The organism is Bifidobacterium thermophilum, assembly GCF_037482445.1.
Taxonomy (GTDB): domain Bacteria; phylum Actinomycetota; class Actinomycetes; order Actinomycetales; family Bifidobacteriaceae; genus Bifidobacterium; species Bifidobacterium thermophilum_B.
In genome coordinates, this window is record NZ_JBBHLY010000003.1 from 300,290 (window position 1) to 322,818 (window position 22,529).

15 protein-coding genes are annotated in these 22,529 nt (G+C 62.2%); 4 read left to right on the forward strand and 11 right to left on the reverse strand.

Annotated features, from left to right (window positions below):
• Nucleotides 1-91: 91 nt before the first annotated feature.
• The 3 genes from WD012_RS03905 to WD012_RS03915 all read right to left on the reverse strand — a co-directional run bounded on the left by WD012_RS03905 (nt 92) and on the right by WD012_RS03915 (nt 6,550).
• Nucleotides 92-2,296, reverse strand: coding sequence for a YhgE/Pip family protein (locus WD012_RS03905; protein ID WP_339562468.1), 2,205 nt, complete (start codon nt 2,294-2,296; stop codon nt 92-94).
• Complete coding sequence (locus WD012_RS03910; protein ID WP_339562469.1) at nt 2,293-4,869, reverse strand: YhgE/Pip family protein; 2,577 nt, start codon at nt 4,867-4,869, stop codon at nt 2,293-2,295. The genes WD012_RS03905 and WD012_RS03910 overlap by 4 nt, the downstream gene beginning before the upstream one ends.
• A gap of 841 nt (nt 4,870-5,710) precedes the next feature.
• The gene (locus WD012_RS03915) at nt 5,711-6,550 is read right to left on the reverse strand and encodes a hypothetical protein (protein ID WP_339562470.1); all 840 of its coding nucleotides are present in this window, start codon (nt 6,548-6,550) and stop codon (nt 5,711-5,713) included.
• Between the two features lie 386 nt (nt 6,551-6,936).
• On the opposite strand from WD012_RS03915, the gene WD012_RS03920 reads away from it, so the two are divergent.
• Complete coding sequence (locus WD012_RS03920; protein WP_339562613.1) at nt 6,937-8,178, forward strand: putative ABC transporter permease; 1,242 nt, start codon at nt 6,937-6,939, stop codon at nt 8,176-8,178.
• A 235-nt stretch (nt 8,179-8,413) separates the two neighbouring features.
• Nucleotides 8,414-9,109: a type II secretion system protein gene (locus WD012_RS03925; protein ID WP_339562471.1), complete on the forward strand. Its 696-nt coding sequence runs from the start codon at nt 8,414-8,416 to the stop codon at nt 9,107-9,109.
• 114 nt (nt 9,110-9,223) lie between these two features.
• Here WD012_RS03925 and nrdF read toward each other — a convergent pair whose 3' ends face one another.
• The 4 genes from nrdF to WD012_RS03945 form a co-directional block, all read right to left on the reverse strand.
• Nucleotides 9,224-10,222 (reverse strand): class 1b ribonucleoside-diphosphate reductase subunit beta, encoded by a 999-nt coding sequence (nrdF, locus tag WD012_RS03930; RefSeq protein ID WP_422614358.1) that lies wholly within the window; start codon nt 10,220-10,222, stop codon nt 9,224-9,226.
• A 126-nt stretch (nt 10,223-10,348) separates the two neighbouring features.
• Complete coding sequence (nrdE, locus tag WD012_RS03935) at nt 10,349-12,517, reverse strand: class 1b ribonucleoside-diphosphate reductase subunit alpha (RefSeq protein WP_339562472.1); 2,169 nt, start codon at nt 12,515-12,517, stop codon at nt 10,349-10,351.
• Between the two features lie 55 nt (nt 12,518-12,572).
• Complete coding sequence (gene nrdI / locus WD012_RS03940) at nt 12,573-13,181, reverse strand: class Ib ribonucleoside-diphosphate reductase assembly flavoprotein NrdI (protein WP_422614359.1); 609 nt, start codon at nt 13,179-13,181, stop codon at nt 12,573-12,575.
• Between the two features lie 17 nt (nt 13,182-13,198).
• Nucleotides 13,199-13,513 carry a glutaredoxin domain-containing protein gene (locus WD012_RS03945; RefSeq protein ID WP_339562473.1) on the reverse strand — a complete coding sequence of 105 codons (315 nt, stop codon included), beginning with the start codon at nt 13,511-13,513 and terminating at the stop codon, nt 13,199-13,201.
• A 483-nt stretch (nt 13,514-13,996) separates the two neighbouring features.
• Between WD012_RS03945 and gndA the strand changes: the two genes are divergently transcribed.
• Nucleotides 13,997-15,451 (forward strand): NADP-dependent phosphogluconate dehydrogenase, encoded by a 1,455-nt coding sequence (gndA, locus tag WD012_RS03950; RefSeq protein ID WP_339562474.1) that lies wholly within the window; start codon nt 13,997-13,999, stop codon nt 15,449-15,451.
• A gap of 1,613 nt (nt 15,452-17,064) precedes the next feature.
• Here gndA and WD012_RS03955 read toward each other — a convergent pair.
• Entirely contained in the window at nt 17,065-18,375 is a 1,311-nt protein-coding gene (locus WD012_RS03955) for an MFS transporter (protein ID WP_339562475.1), read from the reverse strand.
• A gap of 8 nt (nt 18,376-18,383) precedes the next feature.
• Nucleotides 18,384-19,187, reverse strand: coding sequence for a 6-phosphogluconolactonase (pgl, locus tag WD012_RS03960; RefSeq protein WP_339562476.1), 804 nt, complete (start codon nt 19,185-19,187; stop codon nt 18,384-18,386).
• A 242-nt stretch (nt 19,188-19,429) separates the two neighbouring features.
• Here pgl and WD012_RS03965 point away from each other — a divergent pair, with 242 nt between their 5' ends.
• Nucleotides 19,430-19,741 (forward strand): hypothetical protein, encoded by a 312-nt coding sequence (locus WD012_RS03965; RefSeq protein ID WP_339562477.1) that lies wholly within the window; start codon nt 19,430-19,432, stop codon nt 19,739-19,741.
• Between the two features lie 122 nt (nt 19,742-19,863).
• Here the strand turns inward: WD012_RS03965 and WD012_RS03970 are convergent, their stop codons facing one another.
• Nucleotides 19,864-20,829 (reverse strand): glucose-6-phosphate dehydrogenase assembly protein OpcA, encoded by a 966-nt coding sequence (locus WD012_RS03970; protein WP_339562478.1) that lies wholly within the window; start codon nt 20,827-20,829, stop codon nt 19,864-19,866.
• The gene (gene zwf, locus WD012_RS03975; protein ID WP_339562479.1) at nt 20,826-22,364 is read right to left on the reverse strand and encodes a glucose-6-phosphate dehydrogenase; all 1,539 of its coding nucleotides are present in this window, start codon (nt 22,362-22,364) and stop codon (nt 20,826-20,828) included. The genes WD012_RS03970 and zwf overlap by 4 nt, the downstream gene beginning before the upstream one ends.
• Nucleotides 22,365-22,529: the final 165 nt, after the last annotated feature.

Consider the following 22,529-nt stretch of genomic DNA (forward strand, 5'->3'; position numbering starts at 1 on the left):
GTTTCTGTTCTCTCTCTTGCCATCGGTGTTGACACGGTGCCGGAGTGGGGGTGCGCAGGGCTCGCCGCCCCGCCACCCTCCCGGCTCCGGGTCATTGGATGACTTTCGTTTCCTCAAGCGTGTGCGCATACCAGCGGTTGAACTGCATGATCGGTTTGCGGATCACCAGCCCGACCAGCAGCGCGGGGATGATGAACAGCGCAAGCTTGCCCATGGCGATCCAGTATTCGTTGCCGTAGATGCCGGCGATGGCGGCGCGCATGGCGGTGATGGAATGTGTGGCCGGCAGGAACGGGCTGATTTGGGTGATGAAGTGCGGCAGAACCTGGAGCGGGTAGCCGCCGCCGGACCCGGAGATCTGCATGGCGAGCATGATGACGCCAATCGCCTTGCCGACATTGTAGAAGGTCACGATCATCGCGTACGTGAAGAACGAGTAGACCAGCGAGCTCAGCCATCCGGTGAGCATGAACAGCATCGGGTGGACGGCGTGCACACGCAGGAACAGCAGGGTGCCGCCGCAGGAGAACGTGCTCTGCAGCAGGGCGATCACCGCGAACACCCCGTAATGGCCGAAGAACAGCACGTGGGGCTTCGGGTCGCCGAGTTCTTTGCGTATGCGCGACGACACCTGGGTTTTCAGCGTGACCGCCATAAGCAGTGCGCCCACCCACAGGGGCAGGAACGTGTAGAACGGGGTCAGTCCGGTACCGAAGGAGCCGACCGGGAACAGGGCTTTGCGGCTGATGTTGACCGGGGCAGCGAGCGAGGCGGCGAGGGTTTCCGGATTGTTGCCGAGGATGCTGCGCACTTCGCTCATATCGCCGCTGCTCAGCGCTTTGGCGAGGCTGTCATTGAGCTTGCCCAGCCGTGTGCCGTTGTCGCTGAGCAGTTTGGCGGTGGAGGTCAGGACTTTGCGGATGCTGGTCAGCGCGCTGCTGGCGGTCTGGGTGGTGTCGTCCAGGTCGTTGAGTGTGGAATCCAGCGAGTCGGAGCCGTTTTCCAATGTCGCGCTCACGCTGGTGATGGAGTCGGCCAGTGTGGTGATTTGCGGTTTGAGCTCCTTCGTGTAGCTGGTTTTCAGTCCGCTGATTGCCTGCTGCGCCTGGGTGGCCAGTTTGGTGATGTTGGCGCGCTGCGATTCGGCGTTCGCTTTGCCGGCGTCGATTGTGTCAGCGGCTGCCGTGATGGCGTCGCGCACCTTGGTCTGGGCGGCGATGGCGGTATCGAGCTTGCCGAGCACCGCGTCGCGCGCGGCGATGATGCGGTCATGCGCCGCCGTGTCGGTCATGGCCGGCAGGGTGATCGAGGCGATGCTGTCTCTGAGCGACTGGAAGTCGGTGATCTGCTGATTGACGATATCGGCTTGGCTTTTGAGGCTTGCCGAGGTGTCGGAAGCGCTGGTGCCCGCATTGTCCAGTGTCGTGCCGATGGTGTCGGCGACGGCCTGGTAGCTTGAGCTGCTGGTCTTGAACGCCTGGGTCAGGGCCTTGGAAGCGGTGGTCATCGCCCCGGTGATGTCTTTGGCGCCCTGCTCGGTGCCGCTCAGCGTGCTGTCGGCGTTCTTCGCGCTGACGGACAGGTTGTCGACCAGCTGGTTCGAGCTTGACAGCAAGGATTGCGCGGTGTCGGTGAGTCCGGCGAACGTGGTGAGCGTGGATGCGGCGTCGTTGAGCTGCCCGGCCATGTCGCCGATATTCGCGTTGAACGTGGTGAGCAGCTTGCCGGCCTGGTCGCTGCTGAGCTCGTTGGACAGGTCGCTGGCGACGCTGAGCGCGACGCTCGCGATGGTCTGCGCGAAGGTCTGGTTCACCTGGGCGGCCACCTGGTCGGCGCCCTGCCCGGTGATTTTCGGGGCGACGGCATTGATTTTCTCGTTCGTGTAATACGTGAGTTTCGCATGCTGCACGTCGTCGGAGAAGAATGTCATCATGTCCTTGCTGAAACTGGACGGGATGATGACCGCCGCATAGTATTTCCCGGATTTTGCCCCGTCGATCGCGTCATCCTTGCTGGTGATGGTCCAGTCGAGCTGGTCGTTGGAACGTAGCGCGTTGACTACGTTGTCGCCCACGGTGATCCGCACCGGGATCAGGTCGCTTTTGTAGCCTTTGTCGGTGTTGGCCACGGCGATCTTCAGCTGGTTGAGGTTGGCGAACGGGTCCCATGCGGCGGCGACGTTGAACCAGGTGAACAGGCCGGGAATGACCACAAGCCCGATCACGATGATGATGGTGACGACATTGCTGAACAAGCGGCGCATGTCGCCGGTGAACAGTTTCCATGCTGTTTTCATGCGGAGTGCCTTCCTGAGCGGGACTGGCGGTTGCCCTGCTCGTCAAGCAGGATCTGCTGGATCGCGGCTTCGTCGAGATTGCCGAGACGTGTCTGCCGTTCGATATTGTCTTTGATCAGTTCGATGGTCATGAGGAAGCCGATGATGAGCAGGATCCACACGAGCCAGATCACCATGGCGTTGACTTTGCTGCCGGGGGTCAGCACGGACAGCAGGACGGCGATGGTCACCGGCACGGCGATGCCCAGGACGAGCGCCGCCCGCAGCAGCTTCGGGTAGAGCAGCGTGAAGCGTGCCGCCCTGCGTTCGATGCTCTTGCGGTATTCGTCACGGCCGGCAAGCACGCGGATGACCTGGGCGAAACCATAGGTGCGGCCGGGCATCTCGATCTTCTCGCTGATGACCATGTCGCTTTCCTCAAGCTGGCGGGTGAACAGCCGGTTGACGTTCGCGACTTTCGGACGCAGCCACAGTCCGAGGATGAAGAAGGCGATGGCGAACAGCATCAGATGGCCCATATTCGCGAACCAGTGGCCGTCGTAGAATCCGGCGATGCACTCACGCAACGCCCCGATCGCGTACGTGAACGGGAACAGCCGGTAGACCGTACGGAAGAAGCCCGGCATCATCTCGATGGGGTACAGGCCGGTGCCGCCCGGTATCTGCACGATGACCAGCGCGACGGCGATGCCTTTGCCGATATGCAGGAAGGTGGTCGCCAGCGAGTAGATGATGCTGTGGTAGACCAGCGCTACAAGGATGCCGGTACCTACGAAGGCGAACGGATTGACGGTCTGCACGCCGAGCAGCATCTCACCCACGGTCGTGGTGATGCCCTGGCTGGCAGCGAGGATCGCCAGCAGCAGCCATCGGCCCCAATAGCGTTGGCCGGGCGTCACATTGTCGATGCCGTCATCGTCCGCTTCGGTACGCAGGATCACGGTGAGCGCGAACGCGCCCACCCACAGGGCCAGCGCGGTGAACAGCGGTGCCATCGCGGAACCGTAGGAGTTCACCGGGTACAGGACCTTGGTGGACAGGACGGTCGGCGAGAGCATGAATTCGGAGATTTTCTCGGCGTCGAGCTTACCGTGCTCCCCGAGGATGTTGCTCAGCGCGTTGGACGTGCTCAACGCGGTCAGATCGGTGGATAGGGAATCAATCTTGCCGCGCAGCCGGTCCAGACCGCTGTTCGCGCTGCTCAGCGCGGTGCGTGTGCTGGAGGCGGCCTGGTCGAGCTGGTCAAGCACGGCGTTGGTTTGTGTGATAAGCGAGCCTTGTCCTGTGATCAGTGCGCTGAGCGATGCGCTGGTCGAGGCGAGGGTGTTCAGCCCGCCGGTCAGCTGGGGCAGTGCTTGGGAATTGATGGTGCTGCGTGCCTTGCCGGTGTTCTGCAGCGTGGTTTGCGTGGCGGTGTTGAGGGAATCCGAGGCTTTTGTGCCTGCCGCCACGGTGGCGTCGAGGTCTTTGTTGAGTCTGCTCAGGTCCGAGATTGACTGCTGGAGTGCGGTGTTGTGCTGCTGGAGCCGTTTGAGTGCGGCGGTGCCGGTGTCGTTCGTGATGCCGGCGTTGTTGAGGTCGGTGTTGAGCTCGGTGAGCGCGGCGATGATGCCGGCGTTGGTGTCGCTGACGTCCTGTGCGGTGCTGATGGCGGAGCGGACGGAACCGTTCGCATCGGTCAGCGCCGTGCCGAGCGCGGCGACGGTGAGATTGGTTTGCGCGCTGGCTTGGGAGAGCAGGCTGGAACCGTTGTCCAGTGCGCTTGAGGATTGCGCGGAGAAGGTGCTGATGCTGGATTGCGTGGTGGTCAGCAGCTGCGAGGCGGTGTTCAGCCCGGCGCCCGCCTGGCTGCCCAGTTGCGTGGCTGTGCTGAGCGCCGAGCGTGCGGCCTTGGTTTTCTGTGGTATCTCGCCGAGCGTGGTATCGAGGTCGCGCATGGTCGTGCTGATGGTGGACAGGTTCTTGGATGTGGTCGCCAGGTCTTTGGCGACGCTCCCGCCTGCATCGGACGCCTGGGTTTCAATGGCGTCCGCGGTCTTGTTGACGATGTCGATGACCACCTTGCTGGCGGTGGACACGAAGCTGCTGTTGATCTGCTGGTCGAGCGTGGTGGCGCCGGTGTCGGTGACCTTGGTGGCTACGGAGTTCTCTTTCTCGTTGACGTAATAGCTGAGTTTGGGGCGGCTTGACCCGCCGGTGGCGAGGGTTGCCAGCGAATCGCTGAAGTCCGAGGGGATGATGATCGCCGCGTAGGAGCGCCCTGATTCTACGCTGTCCATGGCGGCGCTTTCGCTCATGAACGTCCAGCCGATCTGCTTGTTGCTTTTCAGCTGGTCGACGACCTGCTTGCCGACGTTCATCTTGCCCATGACGGCGCTGTCGGTGCCTTTGTCGTTGTTGGCGACGGCCACTTTGATGCCGACGGTGTTGCCGTAGGGGTTCCAGAATCCGCGGACGTTGAACCACGCGTACATCGGGGGGATGAAGCACAGGCCGAACGCGATGACCCAGGCGGTCGGGGCTTTGATCCAGCGCAGCAGATCGCGGCGCAGGATTTTCAATGCATTCCTCATATGGCGGCCCCTCGCTTGTGCTTGGTTGATGGTTCCTCGCTCATTGTAGAAGCGATACGTGACACGTAGCGCTACGAAGCAAGTAGCGTAATGGGGGGCCTCGAGGACTTCGCTGTCGGATTGCGGTTTCTGCGCGTTTCGCCCCGGTATGTCTAGATTGTGGTGCCTAGATTGTGCCTGGGCTGCGGTCTTCCGTGTCTCCGCGGTCGGGGTTTCGGGCGGTGGTCCGCATGGTGTGGAGCGGAAACCGGGGGATTTGTGCTATCCGGGGCTGTCTGGGGTGGTGGCTGGTGATGTGTGATGGGCGGATTTCCGCGGTTCTGCTCCGTCTGCGGCTCTGTCTCGGCACCCGGTCGCCTCCGCGGCTGGGGTTTCGGGCGGTGGTTCGCATGGTGTGGAGCGGAAACCATGGGAATGTGGTCGGGCAAGGTGAGCGCGGGTGGTGCTGATTGTTGGAATCATGCGGTTTGTGAAGCGGGTGGGCCCCGTCATCCGCCCGCCGGCACGGTCGCCCCCTCCGTGGTTGGAATTTCGACGGGGTATCTGCACAGTATGGAAAGGATACTGAAGGGATATGCGATGAAGCGGGCACAAATCGGGAGAAGCAGATCAGGAGAAGAGGGGAAGCGGGTCGGTCGGGAATCGTGCTGGACCGTGTTTCGTGGGTAATCCGGGATTGCATGTGCTGGACCGGAGTGCGCATGGGATGAGAACGCGCTGGGCCGGCGTCCATCATCGTGCAATGGACGCCGGCCCATCATGGTCATGGATCATGGTCATGGATGATTCGGCGGGCTGTGCCCGGGCCGTGCGCAATCCTATGCGGCACCCCGCACGGGAATCACATGCTGTCGGAGTCGCTGAACATGTCGCTCAGATCGTAGCCGTTGCTGGACGAGCTGGATCCGCTCTCCGAGCCAGACCCGGATCCGCTCGACCCCGACCCGTTGCCGCTCGAGCTGCCGGGCATCATGCGTCCGTACCCGTACGGTTGCACGCTCTGCTGCTGTCGGCTGGGCGTGGTGGCGCGCACGATATACCCGCCTGCGATGCCGCCGAGCAACCCGCAGACCAGGGCGGCGATGGCCGCGCACACGATGGTGCCGGTGTTGAGGCTGGCGAAGAAGGCCTTGACCTTGGATGGTTTCTTCGGTTTCTTCTGGGCAACTGCCGGTGCCGGGTATGCTCCCGGCGCGGCGTATGGGGGTTGGTATGGGGATTGCGGGTATGTTCCCGGTGCGGCGTACCCGTAGGGGTTGCCGCCCATCGTTCCAGGCTGCGCGGTGGGTGCGGGGCCTGGCTGTGTCGTCGGTGTCGTAGCTCTGGGTTGTGCGGCGGGCGTGGTGCGATGCGGCTGTCCCTCCGGTGCCTGCCGTGCCTCGGATGCCGCACCTGTGCCGGATTCGCCGCGGTGGGTCGCCGCCCAGTTCCAGCTGACGCCGTCGACCTCGTGTGGTTCGGACGCGGCTGTGGCCGAGGTGCCGGTGGCCTCGCTGGTGCGTCCGTCGGCGGTAGCTGCGGCTTTCCCGGTCTTGTCCGCGGTATTGTTGTCGCCGCCCGTGCGTTGTAGGGTGGATGCCGCTGCGCTTGCACCCGTACCCGATGCGGTGTTCGCGGTGTCGGTGCGGTTCCCGGTGGTTGTTGTGGCCGCGGCGGTGTTTTCGCTGTCTGTTGCGCTCATGTCATGGCTCCCTTCATCGTGCCGTTTTCCGTTGGTGCCGGCGTGCCGGCTTGCGGTAGATGTTGGTTCAAGATAACCGCATGAACCCTTGCGAGCCCTGCAAAACGACGTATGGGCCACCTAGAAAATCCACATAACTGTCTGTCGGATACTTGGGTAAATCCTGAAAACGATGCCGGATGATACGGTGGAGGTGCGTGGCGGCATGTCGAATGCCTCGCGTGACGCGCAAACGAGACGTAACAGCGGGAGGCCGAATGACGCAAGAGATGGGTACGCCGCACAAGCCTGACATATCAAATACCCCGGCTGGCATCGAGGCTAGCGCTGCTGCAGATACCGCGGCAGGTGTTACGGCTGACGCCTTGGCGGTGGCCGGGCTGACCATGGATGACGCGACACGTGCGGCGATCGGCGAGCAGCTTGCCGAGGACGAGTCGGCGGCACAGCTCGCCGATTGCGATGACGCCCGCCGGACCCTGCCCTTCATCACCCGCCTCTACGGCGGCTTGATCATGCTGCTCGGTGTGTGCACCATCCCGCTGATCATCTACGAACTCACCTACGAGATCCGCCAAGTCCTTGACGGCAAAGTCACCATCGATGCGCTCGCCCTGCCGTTCATCCTCTCCTGCGTCGAAGTGGTGGTGCTGATCGCCAACGCCGCATGTATGGTGGTGTTCGGCGTGCAACTGTTGCGCAGCCACCGCCGGCATGCCGCCCGCTGGGCGTACGCGCTGATGCCGCTCACCCTCGCGCATGGCATGCTGTCGCTTGCATTGGAAGGTTTCGGCCAGAATCTGCTCGGGCCGTTCGTGCAGATGACCATTCTGATCGCCTTGTCGGTGACGCTTGATCCGGCGTTGCTCCAGGAACGCCAGCTGCAATGGCATCTCAGGCGCATGGACGAGCATGATGCGTATGATGAGGCCGTCCGCGAGGACATGCTCGGCCGTGACCGGAGCGGCAAGGGGTATATCTCTCTTGATTTCTTCAATATTTTCTGGCTGTTCGTTGTCGGTTGCGTTGTGGGGCTGATCATCGAGACCATCTACCATTTCGTGCTCGTACATGAATACCAGGACCGTGCGGGGCTGCTGTGGGGGCCGTTCTCGCCGATTTACGGCTGCGGCGCGGTGATTTTGACGGTGTGCCTGAACCGCCTGTGGTGCAAGAACCCGGTGCTGATCTTCTTCGCGAGCGCGGTGATCGGCGGCGCGTTCGAGTTCTTCGTCAGCTGGTTCATGGAGGCGGCGTTCGGCATTACCGCATGGGACTACACCGGCCAGTGGCTGTCGATCGGCGGTCGTACATCGGGCAAGTACATGGTGTTCTGGGGGCTGCTGGGGCTTGCGTGGATCAAGTTCGTGCTGCCGCATCTGCTGCGGCTCATCAACCGGATCCCCTGGCAGGTCCGGTATTCGCTGACCGCGGTGTGCGCGGCGCTGATGCTGGTTGATATCGTCATGACGCTGATGGCGCTGGACTGCTGGTATAGCCGCGTTTCCGGCATGCCGCAGGATGCCCCGGTCACGCGGTTCTTCGCCGAGCATTTCGATGACGCGTATATGCAGCACCGGTTCCAGACCATGACCATCGACCCGTCGAAGTCCGGTCGTATGGCGTGACGTTCGCGATGCCATACGACACACTGAAAATCATCAACCGTTCTACACCGGTGCCGGGCGGCGTATCCCGCGCGATGCCGCGGTCGTGACGATATAATGGAAAAGTGCATGAAGCGACAAAGACGTTGATGGAAGCGAGAGTGTCAGCCCCATACCTTCAGTAGACGTTTTTGTGGCGTCGGATGGTACGTGAATCGCAGTGAGGCGGTTCCGCGGCGAAGAAGGATGGTGCGTCATGCGTGGTATATACGCGAGCCGGCGGCACGCCTGCAGCCGTGTGCGTCGCGAGCTTGGTTTCACGCTCATCGAGCTGCTGGTGGTCATCCTGATTATGGGCATCCTGGCGAGTATCGCCGTGCCGATTTATCTGAACGCGCGCAGGACAGCGTGGAATGCTGCCGCCCAGTCGGATGTGAAGAACGCGCAGCTCACCATAGAGACGGCGAGCGTCGACATGGGAGGCAGGCTGCCGGCGAGTTTCGAACGGCAGGCGCGTAAGGCGGGCGATCCCAATCTCATCTATACGTTGAAGAGCTTCACTTGGGGCGACACCAGCAACAAGCCGATAGATGATGCCCAGATATCGTTGTCGCCCGATGTGGCGTTGTGCTTTACATCAGACACCACCTTCCTGGACAAGAAGGGAAGGCCGATAAAGGGCGGCGGTAGTGCTTTCGGGGCGACGAACGGCTTGACGTATCGGATCTATGGCACGAACAGGAACAATCTTGACGTGTACTTCCTCTATGATTCGGCGACCGGTCAGCTGACCAAGGAGAATACCCCCGATCGCGTCCCCGCCTCTGTAGGGGATACCGAAGGCGGCTACTATGAGCCCGGGGACGGTCCATCGCATGGGAAGTATTTGAAGCCGTATGGTGTCATCACCAGCTGTGACATCGAGCTGCACTATCATCTGTACGGCAAGTGACGGCGCTTGCATCAGGTAGTGACGTGCCGGCGGCGCGCCAGGGGCCCTGCCGCCTTGGGCACACCGCCGTGCGATTCCCGGCTGGAGGCAATCCGAGCCGGAAGCCTCCAGCCCCTAGAAATCCCAATCGTCGTCGTCGGTCTCCTCGGCCTTGCCCATCACGTAGGACGAGCCTGAGCCGGAGAAGAAATCGTGGTTCTCGTTCGCCGAAGGCGACAGCGCGGCTAGGATTTCCGGGCTCACCTGGGTTTCCTCGGCGGTGAAGCGCGTGGGGTAGCCGAGGTTCATGAGCGCCTTGTTCGCGTTGTATCGCACGAACGCGAGCACGTCGGGCAGGAAGTCGAAGCCCGCGTACACGTCCTTGGAATACTCGATTTCCAGCTCGTAGAGGCGGTCGAGCAGATCCATGGTGAAGTCGTGCAGCATCCGTTGGTCTTCGACGCTGCGGGTTTCAAGGCCGCGCTGGAACTTGTAGCCCGAATAATATCCGTGGATCGCCTTGTCTCGAAGGATGAGACGAATCATATCAGCGGTGTTCATCATGGTGCCGCGGGCCGCGAAATACAGCGGCAGATAGAAGCCCGCGTACAGCAGCAGCGACGACAGCAGTGTGGCGGCGACCTTGCGTTTGAGCGGGTCGTCGCTCTCATACTGCTCGAGCACGGTGTCGACGCGCTCCTGCAGGATGTCGTTGCCCACGGCCCAACGGTACGCCTCATCGATCTGCTCGCTGGAGCACAGCGTGGAGAAGATCGACGAATACGAACGCGCGTGAATGGACTGCATGAACGCGATATTCGTGTACACGGCCTGCTCGTGTTCGGTGCGCGCATGCTCGATCTGGCAGATTTCACCGATGGTGGCCTGCGTGGTATCGAGCAGTGTGAGACCCGTGAACACGCGTACGGTGGTGGTGCGTTCGCGCTCGCTGAGCGCCCGCCAGTCGGGTACATCGTTGGACAGCGGTACTTTCTCGGGCAGCCAGAAGTTGGCGACGAGACGGTTCCACACCTCGAGGTCCTTGTCGTCCGTGATGCGGTTCCAGTTGATGGGTCGCACGCGTGAACCGTGATGGTACCGGTATTGCGCCGGAGTGATGGACGCGGTCATCATCGCGTCATCGGCGATGCGGACGGTGCGGGGTGTGGTGGGGGTCGGGGTCGTAGCGGTCATGATGTTCCTTCGGTCGGTTCAATGGTTCATTGGTTCATGGGACAGGGATTGGCGGAATGACGCCGCTCACAGCATGCAGCTGACGCAGCCCTCGACATCGGTGCCTTCGAGCGCCTGCTGGCGGATGCGGATGTAATACAGTGTCTTGATGCCCTTGCGCCACGCGTAAATCTGCGCCTTGTTGAGGTCTCGGGTCGTGGCGGTGTCAGGGAAGAACAGCGTGAGCGACAGCCCCTGGTCCACGTGCTTCGTGGCTTCGGCGTAGGTGTCGATGATCGCCTTCCAGCCGATGGTGTACGCGTCCTCGAACATGCCGAGATTCTCGTTGGTCATGTATGGCGCCGGGTAGTACACGCGGCCGGTTTTGCCTTCCTTGCGGATTTCGATGCGCGCGGCGATCGGGTGGATCGAACTCGTAGAATGGTTGATGTACGAAATCGACCCGGTCGGCGGCACGGCCTGCAAGTAGGCGTTGTAGATGCCGTCGCGCAGCACTTGGGCCTGCAACTCGCGCCAATCGTCGGCCGAGGGGATGACCACGCCGAAGCGGGCGAACAGGTCGCGTACGGTGTCGGTCCGCGGTTCGGTGTGATATGTGCCATCGACGTACTTGTCGAAATAGTTGCCTTCGCCGGTCGGTTTGGCGTACGCGCTGTCGTCGAACCCGGCGAAATGGGTACCGCGCTCGACGGCGATCGCATGCGAGGTGCGGTACGCGTGGTAGGCGACCGTCATGAAATACATATCCGTGAAATCAAGCGCTTCATCACTGCCGTACCGCAGGCCTTCGCGGCCGAGGAAGCCGTGCAGGTTCATCTGCCCCAGGCCGATCGCGTGGCTTTCCTCGTTGCCGCGCCGGATGGACGGCACGCAATCCAGCCGCGTATGGTCGCTGACCGAGGTAAGCGCGCGGACAGCGGTTTCGACACTCTGCGCAAGACCCCCGTCCATCGCCTTCGCGATATTGAGCGAGCCCAGATTGCAGGAAATATCACGGCCCACATGCTCGTAGCCGAGGTCCTCGCGGTAGGTGCTCGGCTCCTGCACCTGCAGGATTTCGGAGCATAGGTTGCTCATGGTCACACGGCCCTTGAGCGGGTTCGCGCGGTTCACGGTGTCCTCGAACAGCATGTACGGGTAGCCGGATTCGAACTGCAATTCGGCGAGCGTCATGAAGAATTCGCGCGCGTCGATATACGTCTTGCGGATGCGGTCATCCGCAAGCATCTCGTCATAGTGCTCCGTGACCGAAATATCGGCGAAGGGCACGCCGTAGACGCGCTCCACATCGTACGGGCTGAACAGGGCCATACGCTCGCGGCGCTTGGCCAGCTCGAAGGTGATGTCCGGGATCACCACGCCGAGGGCCAGCGATTTGATGCGGATTTTCTCGTCCGCGTTCTCGCGTTTCGTGTCGAGGAAGCGCATGATATCAGGGTGATGCGCGTTGAGGTATACCGCGCCGGCGCCTTGGCGCGCCCCCAGCTGGTTCGCGTAGCTGAACGAATCCTCGAGCAGTTTCATGACCGGGACCACGCCGCTTGACTGGTGTTCGATGCGCTTGATCGGGGCGCCCGCCTCGCGCAGGTTCGTCAGCAGGAGCGCTACACCGCCGCCGCGCTTGGACAGTTGCAACGCCGCGTTGATACCGCGCGAAATCGACTCCATATTGTCCTCGATGCGCAGCAGGAAGCAGCTCACCGCCTCGCCACGCTGCGCCTTGCCAAGGTTCAGGAAGGTCGGCGTGGCGGGCTGGTAGCGGCCGGAAATGATGGCGTCCGCATATTCGCTCGCGCGCTGCTCGTCACCGTCCGCAAGCTCCAGCGCGACGGCGGCGCAACGTTGCGGGAAATCCTCCAGATACTGCGAGCCGTCGAAGGTTTTGAGCGCGTAGGATGCGTAGAACTTGAACGCGCCGAGGAAGGTCTCGAACGTGAATCCCTGATGTTCTAGATGGTCGTAGAAGCTGTCCAGAAAATCGTCCGAATACTGGTCATAGACGCGACGGTCGTAATAGCCTTGATTCAGCAGGTAGGTGAGGCGCTCGCGGGTGGAGGCGAACCGCATGGTGCGCGGCTCGACCTGGTCGTGCATATACGCGTCGACGGCCTGATGGTCGGCATCGAAGCGGATGCGGCCGTTATCGTCGTACAGGTTGAGCATCGCGTTGAGGGCGTGATAGTCGGGCGCCGCCTGCGGGATGGTGAATTGGGGCGATGTGGCGGTTGCGGTCATGGTTGGCCTTTCTGGTTGGTGTGGTGATTGTGAGTGAGGTGTGCTGGTATGGGCCTCAAGCGTTTTCCGACGCCGCGAGCCGCAGGAAGAAGCCGCGCAGCCCTTCGCGGACCTTGCGCATGTCCTCGGGCGTGCCGGTCAGTTCGAAGGAATACAGGAACGGCACGTGGCATTTCGCGGCGATTACGTCGCCCGCCGCGCAGAACGCGTCGCCGAAATTCGTGTTGCCGGACGCGATGACTCCGCGCAGCAGGCTGCGGTTGCCGCGGTCGTTGAGAAAACGGCGGACCTGTGGCGGCAGGGCTTTCGAGATGTCGCCGCCGCCATACGTCGGCACGACGATCACGAATGGTTCGTTGACAACCAGCGGGGCGTCCTTCGGGCGCAGCGGGATGCGATACACGTTGAGCCCGACTTCGGGCAGACGGCAATTCGCGATGAATCTCGCGGTGTTCTCCGATGCGGAGGAGAAATACACGACTGCGCCGATATGGGTGGCGGTGGCGGCGGATTCAGGTGCGCTGGGGCTTGGCGTGCCGGGGTTTTGTGTGTCGGACGCAGGGACGTTGGGTGTCGGGACGTTGAAATCCGGGGAGCCGGGTTCTGGGGAGCCGGTTGCCGGGCTGTCGGGTGCCGCGACGCTGGAACCCAAGTCGCCCCTCATGCATGCGGTTGCGTCGGTCATGCCCGGTTCCCGTCGGTCGCCGGGGTGGACTGCGTGTCTGCGTTCGCGTTCGCGGTCGTGTCTGTTGTCGTGTCTGCGGTCGCGAGCGCTCCGGCGAGTTGGTCGATGAGGTCCGGCCGGTATCCCGACCATGCGGCATCCGGCGTAATCACAACGGGCGCTTGGCGGTATCCGGCCTGGACCAGCTGCGTCAGCGTTGCGGGGTTCTCGCTCAAGTCGACGGTTTCGAAGGTGATCCCGCGGTCGCGCAGGCGGCGTTTGGTTGCCTCGCACTGCTGGCATTGCGGTTTGGTGAACACGGTGATGGTCAACTGTCCTCCTTGGTCGAAAGCGTCATGACGGAAGCTGTCGTGGCGGTGTCGGAACTGTTACGCTACACGACCGGGCTGGAACAAAAAACCACCATCACTAGTAGCGTGTCGAGCGTGTCGCCACTATATCTAGTGATTTCCGGAAGCTGTCCATCATAGTCGGGAGAACGATTCCGGGGTGTGCGCGTTCTGGGCGGCGGCGATGCCAACCGACAATCGAAATGTGAGGTATCCGACAAATCCGTGATTCTGACTTGACATGTCCACGTGTGCGAGTGCGGGTATCGCGGGCGCATCTCGTTTTCGCCGTCGTCGGAGCAATCCGCGGTACTGCTCAGGGCGTATTCGTGGAATGCAACGGGCATTCCGCCCAAGGCTCGCGATAGACTGACAGCTGATATACGCGGCGAACAGCCGCGCCTGCGAATGAACGCGTATGAACGTGTCGTCGAACCTGTCATTGGACTTGGGAAAGGTAACGTAATGGCCGTAGAAGCTACAGCAAACATCGGCGTCGTCGGACTGGCGGCAATGGGCTCCAACCTCGCCCGCAACCTGGCGCATCACGGGAACACCGTCGCCGTGTACAACCGGCATTACGGGCGCACGGAAAAGCTCATCAACGAGCATGGCAACGAAGGCAAGTTCGTGCCCGCGAAAACCGTCGAGGAATTCGTCGCTTCGCTCAAGCGCCCGCGCACCGCGATCATCATGGTCAAGGCCGGTGGCCCGACCGACGCGGTGATCAACGAGCTCGCCGACGCCATGGAGCCGGGCGACATCATCGTCGACGGCGGCAACTCCTACTTCGAGGACACCATCCGCCGTGAGAAGGACATCCGCGCGCGTGGCCTGCACTTCGTCGGCTGCGGCGTGTCCGGCGGCGAGGAAGGCGCGCTCAACGGCCCGTCCCTCATGCCCGGCGGCACCGAGGAATCCTGGAAGACCCTCGGCCCGATCCTCAAGTCGATCGCGGCGGTCGCCGAAGGTGAGCCGTGCGTCACGCATATTGGCGAGAACGGTGCCGGCCACTTCGTCAAGATGGTCCACAACGGCATCGAATACGCGGATATGCAGCTCATTGCGGAAAGCTACGATCTCATGCACCGCGGGCTCGGCATGGACGCCGCCGAGATCGGTGACGTGTTCGAGGAGTGGAACAAGACCGAACTGAATTCGTATCTGATCGAGATCACCGCCGAAGTGCTGCACCAGGTGGACGCGAAGACCGGCAAGGCGCTGGTGGATGTGATCGTAGACCGTGCAGGCATGAAGGGCACCGGCACGTGGACCGTGCAGACCGCGCTGTCGCTGGCGATCCCGGTGACCGGTATCGCCGAAGCGGTGTTCGCGCGCGGGCTGTCCGGCATGACCGAGCAGCGTGCCGAAGCGCAGAAGCAGCACCTCGCTGGCCCGGAGCAGAAGCTTGATGTTGCGCCGGCTGAGCGTGCCGCGTTCATCGAGGATATCCGCCACGCGCTGTACGCCTCGAAGATCGTCGCCTACGCGCAGGGCTTCGATGAGATCCAGGCCGGTGCCAAGGAGTACGGCTGGAATATCGATCTTGCTGCGGTGGCGCGCATCTGGCGTGGCGGCTGCATCATCCGTGCACAGTTCCTGAACCGCGTGGCCGAGGCCTTCGAATCCGGCGAAGCGAACGTGTCGCTGCTGTTCGCCTCGTATTTCAAGGATGCGATCGCCAAGGCGCAGGATTCCTGGCGTCGCGTGGTCGCCCAGGCCGCGCTGAACGGCATGCCGACCCCGGCGTTCGCCAGCTCGCTGTCCTACTACGACGGCCTGCGCTCCGACCGCTTGCCCGCCGCCCTGATCCAGGGCCAGCGCGACTACTTCGGCGCCCACACTTACGGCCGCATCGACCAGCCCGGCGCCTTCCACACGTTGTGGGCCGAGCCGGGGCGTCGTGAAATCACCGCGTGATTTCACGACGCCTGCGACAGCCCCAGTGGGGCTGTCGCAAGGCTCGGCTGCGGCGCGCGGTAGTGCGCGTCGCAGTAAATATTGGGCCCGGCCGTAGGCCGGTCAATAATTGCAGGGCCGAAGGCGAACCCGGCCGTCCTGAAATCACTGCGTGATTTCGTCCCGCAGTCCGGCCAAGTGGCCTGGCTTGGTGGACCGGCCAAGTGGTCGGACTGGTGGGTGCGGCTTCGTGGTCGTGTCCCAGCGGACCGGCCAGGTGAGCCGCGCCTAGGCTTCGTCTGTGGTGCGCGCGTGGTAGTTACGCCGTATCGCGCCCTACAGGACCAAGAGGCTCACTGCTTTTCCAAACTGGTTACGCTGACGAATCCCTCAGCGTAACCAGTTTGTGTAACCGGATCTCTGTGGGGATGGCGTCTAATCCTCATGCGTTGTTTTGGATTGGGACTGTTGGTCCCCCACAAACTAGCTACGCTCACCGGCCTCTCAGCGTAACCAGTTTGTGTAGTCGGGTGGCCGAGATGCTGGCGGCTGCGATGTTATGGTCGTTTCCGTCTGCTGAACGGTGGCCAATCCGGGAGTTCATGCCGATAGGCCTCGCCGGGCTGTAATCTCCCAAAATCCGCGGGAGTTTACGCAGATTTCCGGAATTCGTCGCTAATCTCCCGCATCGACTGTGGGAGTTCATGAAAATCCGGCACTCTCACGGACAATCTCCCAACAGGAACGTTGGAATTCCGCGATTGTCAAAAATCGGCCTCGAAGCCGTTGTTGGGAGAACTCCGCCGGATTTATCCTTCCGCTCTAAACTCCCGCGGATATCCGGGAGTTTGCTGTCCTCGTGGCGATTCGTAACAGAACTCCCACATCGGTTTTGGTCATATTCGCCCGGCCATATCCCGTTCAGTTACTGGGACGCTCGATACCCAGCAGCCAATCTCGATAATCCTAAAATCTTTCAATTACGCCACCTTGCTGCGAGATTTATAGAGAAAAATCTAAAAATCTCGCAGCAATCGCCATCTGACTGAGTTTTTGAGATTCCGTGCTCATGCCGTCTCGATCGACTGTCCCAAAATCGTTGGAATTCCGCGGTTCTTGTGAAACCGGTCGAACCGGTGGCCATCCCGATCTCTCAATTTCTCTCGGAATCTGCCTTTCCCGTCGAGATTTTCAGACTGAAGTCTCAATAACTCGTAAATCGAGCCGTCTGAATCGAGATTTTGAGATTCCTCACAAACTGGTTACGCTCATCTCCCACTCAGCGTAGCCAGTTTGTGAGAGGGGGGATATGAGGGGCTGATGATACGGCGGTTCGCAAAGGAAAGGAGATGAGGATTGCGTAAGGAATGCAAGAAGGGGCGCAGGGGTTGCGAAGTGAGGGTGTAGGAAAGGCGTGAGGATTGCGGAGCGAGGGCGCGGGGAGTGGCGAAGTGAGGATTGCGAAGCGAGGGCGCGGAGAAAGGCGCGAGGATTGCGGGGCAGAGATGCGATGTATAGAGATGCGAGTGATTCGCGCGCGGCCTGCAAGCGTGGCCAGTTTGCGGAATAGGGAACATGTGCAGAAGACAATGTGCGGCGGCGCATAGTCCGGTGTGTTGTGCGGCCCTCCGCGGCTACTCCAGCGGTGTGCGATCCCACTGGTCGGCGCGTGGAATGGTGCGCAGGCTGCGCGAACTGACGATTAGCAGCATGCTGACGAGCATCACCGCCCAGAACACCAGCATCGTCCCGCCGAATCCGAGCGCGGGCAGCAGGCTCCCGGCCGTCGCCGAGCAGAACGCGGACAGTGCTTGGGCCGGCACGGTAAGCGTCACGGTAATCCGCCCCTGCATCGTGTCTGGCGTCTTGCCGAAGATGAACCCGAGTTGCAACGCGTTGATGATCGGGAACGGCAGGCACATCACGGCGTTGGCGATAAGCAGTACCCAGTAGTTGTCGGTCAGCAGCATCGGCAGTGAGGCGATGCAGATGAACACGAATCCGCAGCATGTCACCGGCCCGACCGGTGCGGTATCGCTGATCCGCCCAGCGATGAACGCTCCAGCCAGCATCGCGATGAATACGCCAGTATTCACGAAACCGATGAGCGTCGCGTTCACATCGGTGCGCATCAGATGCAGCTGAATCGCATACTGAAAGCCATTGACCCCGAAATTTGCCAGTGCGGACGACACCATTGTCAGCACCAGCATCCTGCGATGCAGCGACCACGACCATCCTTCGGCGAAATCACGGAAGAACGATGTGCCGCCTGCATTTTCGCTGTCATCGTCGCTATTGCCGCTGCCGCTATCGCTACCGTTCCGCGGATTCCCGCCGACCCGGATGCGTGTCGCAGCCACGCCTGCCAGCAGATACATGACCGCAGCCGACAGGAACGGCAGCCATGGGGCGATGCCATACAACAGTCCGCCGACTGGGCTACCGGCCATATTGATGGTCGCGTCACGGCCTTCGTTGAGACTGCGTGCTTTCGGATATGAGCGAATGCCAACGATGGATTTCAGCATTGCATCCGAGGCGGGGCCGAGAAACCCGTTGACCGCGGACTCGAACACCGCGATAGCGAGCAATACGGGGAAGACCAGCTTGCCGGCCATGAGGAGCGCGGCGACCGACCCCCAGCAGATGACACCCGCCGTCGCGTTCACGATGATCAGTGTCTTGCGGTCGTGCCGGTCGGCGAATGTGCCTCCGAACACGGCGGTCACCTGCTGCGCGATTGCGGCCAGCGAGCCCAACCAACCTGCGGCCGTGGTCGATCCAGTGAGCTTGTAGCCGATCAGGGAGACCGCCAGATACCGCAAGGCAACGCCGACTGCCGTTGCAGTGTCCGCCGCGAACCACGGCACGTACCCCGGGGTATCCCACAGCCTGCTTTCGTGCGCAGGGGCAGACGGGGAGTTTGCCTGTTGCACGCGCATCGGACGCTTCACAGCTGCGCGGCGGCGTCAGGGGTGGTGAACCAGACGAGCTCGCCGGTGGCGTCCGCGAAGGATGACGGCCATGCCGGGTCGTTGCGCGTGGCGAATACGTGGGCCAGCGCGTCGGCCTTTCCGGCGCCGGCGGTCAGGAACCACATGCGTCGTGTTTGTGCGAGCAGCGGCGCGGTCATGCTCAGACGCAGCGGCGGCATCTTGGGGGAGTGGTTCACGCCGACGACCAGCCGGTCGGTGACGGACACCTCGGCATGCCCCGGGAACAGCGACGCGTAATGGCCATCCGGGCCCATACCCATCACGGCGATATCCATCACCGGCACGGCACCCAGCTCACGGACCAGTTCTCGCTCGTACGCGTGCGCCGCCTCATCGAGCAGCGCATCGGTTGTCGCGTCGTCGGCGGCCGCGATATCCGCAGCATTTCGGGTATCCGCAGCCATCTCGTGGATGTTGGACTCGGGGAGCCGCCCTTCGGCGACCAGCCGGTCGAGCAGCATGCGGCGGGCCTGCAGCGCGTTGCGGTCGTCGTCATCGGCGGCGACGAATCGTTCGTCCGCCCACCACAGGTGCACGCGCGTCCAGTCGATGGTGTCGGTCAACGGGTTGGACGCCATGTATTCCAACGCTTTGATGGTGTCCGAACCGCCGGTGAGCGCCACGTCCACGCGGGCGCGGGTCTTGCCGCCGGCGAGCCGTTCGCCGAGCAGGTCGGCGATAGTAAGCAGCAGACGTTGCGCCCCGGCTTGGGCGACCGCGTCTTTGATCGGATATACCACGAGTGTGCGTTGGGCCATGATTCCTCCTGATTCCGCGTGCCCCATACCAACGGTTGCGTTCGGCGGGCATGTTCTCGATCTTCTTGCCAGCATAGTCGCAGCGCGGTAACCGGGCGGGTGACTGGCTGCGTGACTGTCTGTGTGGGGACGTCTGCGTGGTCTATTGCGTGACTGGTTGCGTGACATCAGCGCGGCTCTGTGCGATTACGCAGCCGTCTGCGTCGCGTAAGACTTCCTGATGTCCCTGCCAAGTCGAGCTCGTGAAATCAATCTTCAAATTCGGCCTGTCGCAACAACTTAAGCGGTTATGCTGGGAATGCGAAAATTGCGCACGCATCAACTTGACGATGCGTGGCCAGCGCCAGCACATCAAAGGAGAACCACATGCTGCCCGAACAAATCCACGGCATCACCTTCGCCCCTTCGCCCGCCGCGGCGAACTCGCCACTGACGAAGCCCGCGAAAGCCTGCGCACCATGAAGGAACGCACCGGCGCCAACATGGTCGTGTTCGTGCCGCTTGGCTCCAAGTACCGACAACGCCAGCAACACCAGCAACACCCGGCTGCGTGACACCGATCGGGAAGCAATTCCCAGTCGGCGCCGCACAGCCGGGCGTCGCGTTATCGTGATGAACCCGATGACCGAATAACCGGTATTCGGTCATCAGGTCCGGGGCCGTCAATCCGTTTGATTCAGTGCCAGATCAGATCCCAGCCTTTGTTGATGACGTCCGCGTAAACCTCGTCAGGGTCCATGCGGCGCAGCTCCTCGGTCAGGCAGTCTTCGAGCGTACGCACCGGCACGCTGATCGGCTGCGGGGTCTGCCCGGGGATGCTGATGATTGACTGGTCCTCGTGCGGGCGTTCCAGCGACAGCACGCCGCCGTCCTGACGGGTCAGATACACGCCCGTGACCGCCTCAGCATGCTCGTCAGCTTCGAAATCAACCGGCACATTGAGCTTGAGCCGCAGCCACGCGCACAGCAGGTCCGCGGGCAGGAAGTCGTTCGGCGCGATGACGCGGGCGCGCACAATCGGGATGTGAGGCGGCTGGTCGACCATGGAGGCGAGCATGGCACGCCATACGGTCAGACGCGTCCACGACAGGTCCACATCCTGGGCGGACCAGTTGCGACGGAGCCGTTCGATGGTGGCTTCCGGGTTGCTGGAACGCATCGCGTCGGTGATACGGCTCGACGCCATGGCGCCCAACAGGTCCTTCGACGGGTTGGAGGGTGGATTCGTCGGCCACCAGGCTACGACCGGCGCATCCGGCACGAGCAGCGGGATGACCAGCGTATCGAGATGATCGACCAGGCCGTTGCGCGGGCGGAGCACAATCACTTCGCCGGCGCCTGCGTCCGCGCCGAATCGCACTTGCGCGTCGAGATTGGATTCCTTGGACGCATCCTCGCCTTCGGCCTTCGCTGCGCCGGAAGCGATGGAGGCATGCGTGTTCGGCACAATCGCAATCACGCGGCAAGGATGCTCACGGCTCGCCGCATTCGCGACTTCCAGTGAGTTCTCAAGCTCGGCGTCGTCGGTACGGATCAGCAGTGTGAGCACGCGCCCGGTCGCCGATTCGCCGCGCTCCTCATGCAGCTCGTCGATTTTCGCGGAGATTTCGCGGGTTCGTGTATTAGGCAGGTCGATAATCATGGCATCCTCCAATGGCGGCCGTCGCGGGCCAGCATCTCGTCGGCTTCAGCCGGGCCCCACGTGCCGGAACGATAGGGCTGCGGCTGGCCGAGCGTCGACCAGAACTGTTCGATCGGGTCGAGGATTTTCCAGCTCAGATCCACTTCCTCGGTGGTCGGGAACAGCGGCGGATCGCCGAGCAACACGTCAAGAATCAGGCGTTCGTAGGCTTCCGGGGAGCTTTCGGTGAATGAACGGCCATAGCTGAAGTCCATGGACACGTCACGTACTTCCATCGCGGAGCCGCCGGGGACTTTCGCGCCGAACCGCATGGTCACGCCCTCGTCCGGCTGCACGCGAATCACGACCGCATTGCTGCCGAGTTCGCGGACCGCGGTCTGCTCGAACGGCAGGTGCGGGGCGCGCTTAAACACGACGGCGATTTCGGTGACGCGCTTGCCCAGACGCTTGCCGGTGCGCAGATAGAACGGGACGCCAGCCCAGCGGCGGGTGTCCACGTCGAGGCGAATCGCTGCATACGTTTCGGTGGTGCTTGACTTGTCGATGCCTTTTTCGTCCAGGTAGCCGACCACTTCGTGCGAACCCTGCCAGCCGCGGGCGTACTGGCCGCGGGCGGTGTGGGCGCGCAGGTCCTTCGGCAGGCGGACGGCGGACAGCACCTTGGTCTTCTCAGCAGTCAGATCCTGCGCGGAGAAGCTGACCGGCTCCTCCATCGCGGTGAGCGCCATGAGCTGCAGCAGATGGTTCTGGATGACATCGCGTGCAGCGCCGATGCCGTCATAGTAGCCGGCACGACCGCCGATGCCGATATCCTCGGCCATCGTAATCTGCACGTGATCGACGTAGTTCGAATTCCAGATCGGCTCGTACATCTCGTTCGCGAATCGCAGCGCGAGGATGTTCTGCACGGTTTCCTTGCCGAGATAATGGTCGATGCGGAACACCGAGCTCGGGTCGAAGACCTCGGACACCACGCGGTCAAGCTCGCGGGCGCTTTCCAGGTCATGGCCGAACGGCTTCTCAATGATCACGCGACGCCATGCGCCTTCGGTAGAGCGTGACAGGCCGGATGCGGCGAGCTGCTTGGATACCAGCGGGAACGCGCGCGGCGGCACCGACATGTAGAAGGCGTGATTGCCTTGCGTGCCGCGGTCGCGGTCAAGTTCCTGCACGGTGTTGCTCAGCCGTTCGAATGCAGCCGGGTCGTCGAAGGTGCCTTGTACGAAACGGATGCCCTTGGCGAGGTTCTCCCACGTGGATTCCTTGAACGGGGTGCGGCAACGGGCCTTGACTGCCTTCTTGACGAATTCGATGAAATGTTCGTTGGTCCAGTCGCGGCGGGCGAAGCCTGTCAGACCGAAGCTCGGCGGCAACAGACCGCGGTTCGCCAGGTCGTAGACGGCTGGCAGGAGCTTCTTCTGAGCCAAATCACCGGTTACGCCGAAAATCACCAGACTGCACGGGCCGGCGATGCGCGGAAGACGCAGGTCGCGCGGGTCGCGCAGCGGGTTGGTCCAGATTGGTGTGTTACTCATAGTGGCAATAATACGTGTGGGGGAGGTGTTTGGTTCCGGGCCGTCCGCGCTGCGGTGCGGATTTCACGACTGGCGTATCGCGGTGGGCGCCCTGTTTTGGCTTGCTGTCTGCCGGGTATCTTCCTGCCGTGTGACTGCTCGGTCGCACGGGAGCGTGGTGTCCTA

Excerpts from the sequence above, each read along its gene's own strand:
- WD012_RS03970 (WP_339562478.1), bottom strand. The coding sequence starts at position 20,829 with ATGATTATCGACCTGCCTAATACACGAACCCGCGAAATCTCCGCGAAA.
- nrdE (WP_339562472.1), bottom strand. The coding sequence starts at position 12,517 with ATGACCGCAACCGCCACATCGCCCCAATTCACCATCCCGCAGGCGGCG.
- zwf (WP_339562479.1), bottom strand. The coding sequence starts at position 22,364 with ATGAGTAACACACCAATCTGGACCAACCCGCTGCGCGACCCGCGCGAC.
- WD012_RS03905 (WP_339562468.1), bottom strand. The coding sequence starts at position 2,296 with ATGAAAACAGCATGGAAACTGTTCACCGGCGACATGCGCCGCTTGTTC.
- nrdI (WP_422614359.1), bottom strand. The coding sequence starts at position 13,181 with ATGAGGGGCGACTTGGGTTCCAGCGTCGCGGCACCCGACAGCCCGGCA.
- gndA (WP_339562474.1), top strand. The coding sequence starts at position 13,997 with ATGGCCGTAGAAGCTACAGCAAACATCGGCGTCGTCGGACTGGCGGCA.
- WD012_RS03955 (WP_339562475.1), bottom strand. The coding sequence starts at position 18,375 with ATGCGCGTGCAACAGGCAAACTCCCCGTCTGCCCCTGCGCACGAAAGC.
- WD012_RS03920 (WP_339562613.1), top strand. The coding sequence starts at position 6,937 with ATGGATGACGCGACACGTGCGGCGATCGGCGAGCAGCTTGCCGAGGAC.
- WD012_RS03910 (WP_339562469.1), bottom strand. The coding sequence starts at position 4,869 with ATGAGGAATGCATTGAAAATCCTGCGCCGCGATCTGCTGCGCTGGATC.
- nrdF (WP_422614358.1), bottom strand. The coding sequence starts at position 10,222 with ATGATGACCGCGTCCATCACTCCGGCGCAATACCGGTACCATCACGGT.
- pgl (WP_339562476.1), bottom strand. The coding sequence starts at position 19,187 with ATGGCCCAACGCACACTCGTGGTATATCCGATCAAAGACGCGGTCGCC.
- WD012_RS03925 (WP_339562471.1), top strand. The coding sequence starts at position 8,414 with ATGCGTGGTATATACGCGAGCCGGCGGCACGCCTGCAGCCGTGTGCGT.
- WD012_RS03915 (WP_339562470.1), bottom strand. The coding sequence starts at position 6,550 with ATGAGCGCAACAGACAGCGAAAACACCGCCGCGGCCACAACAACCACC.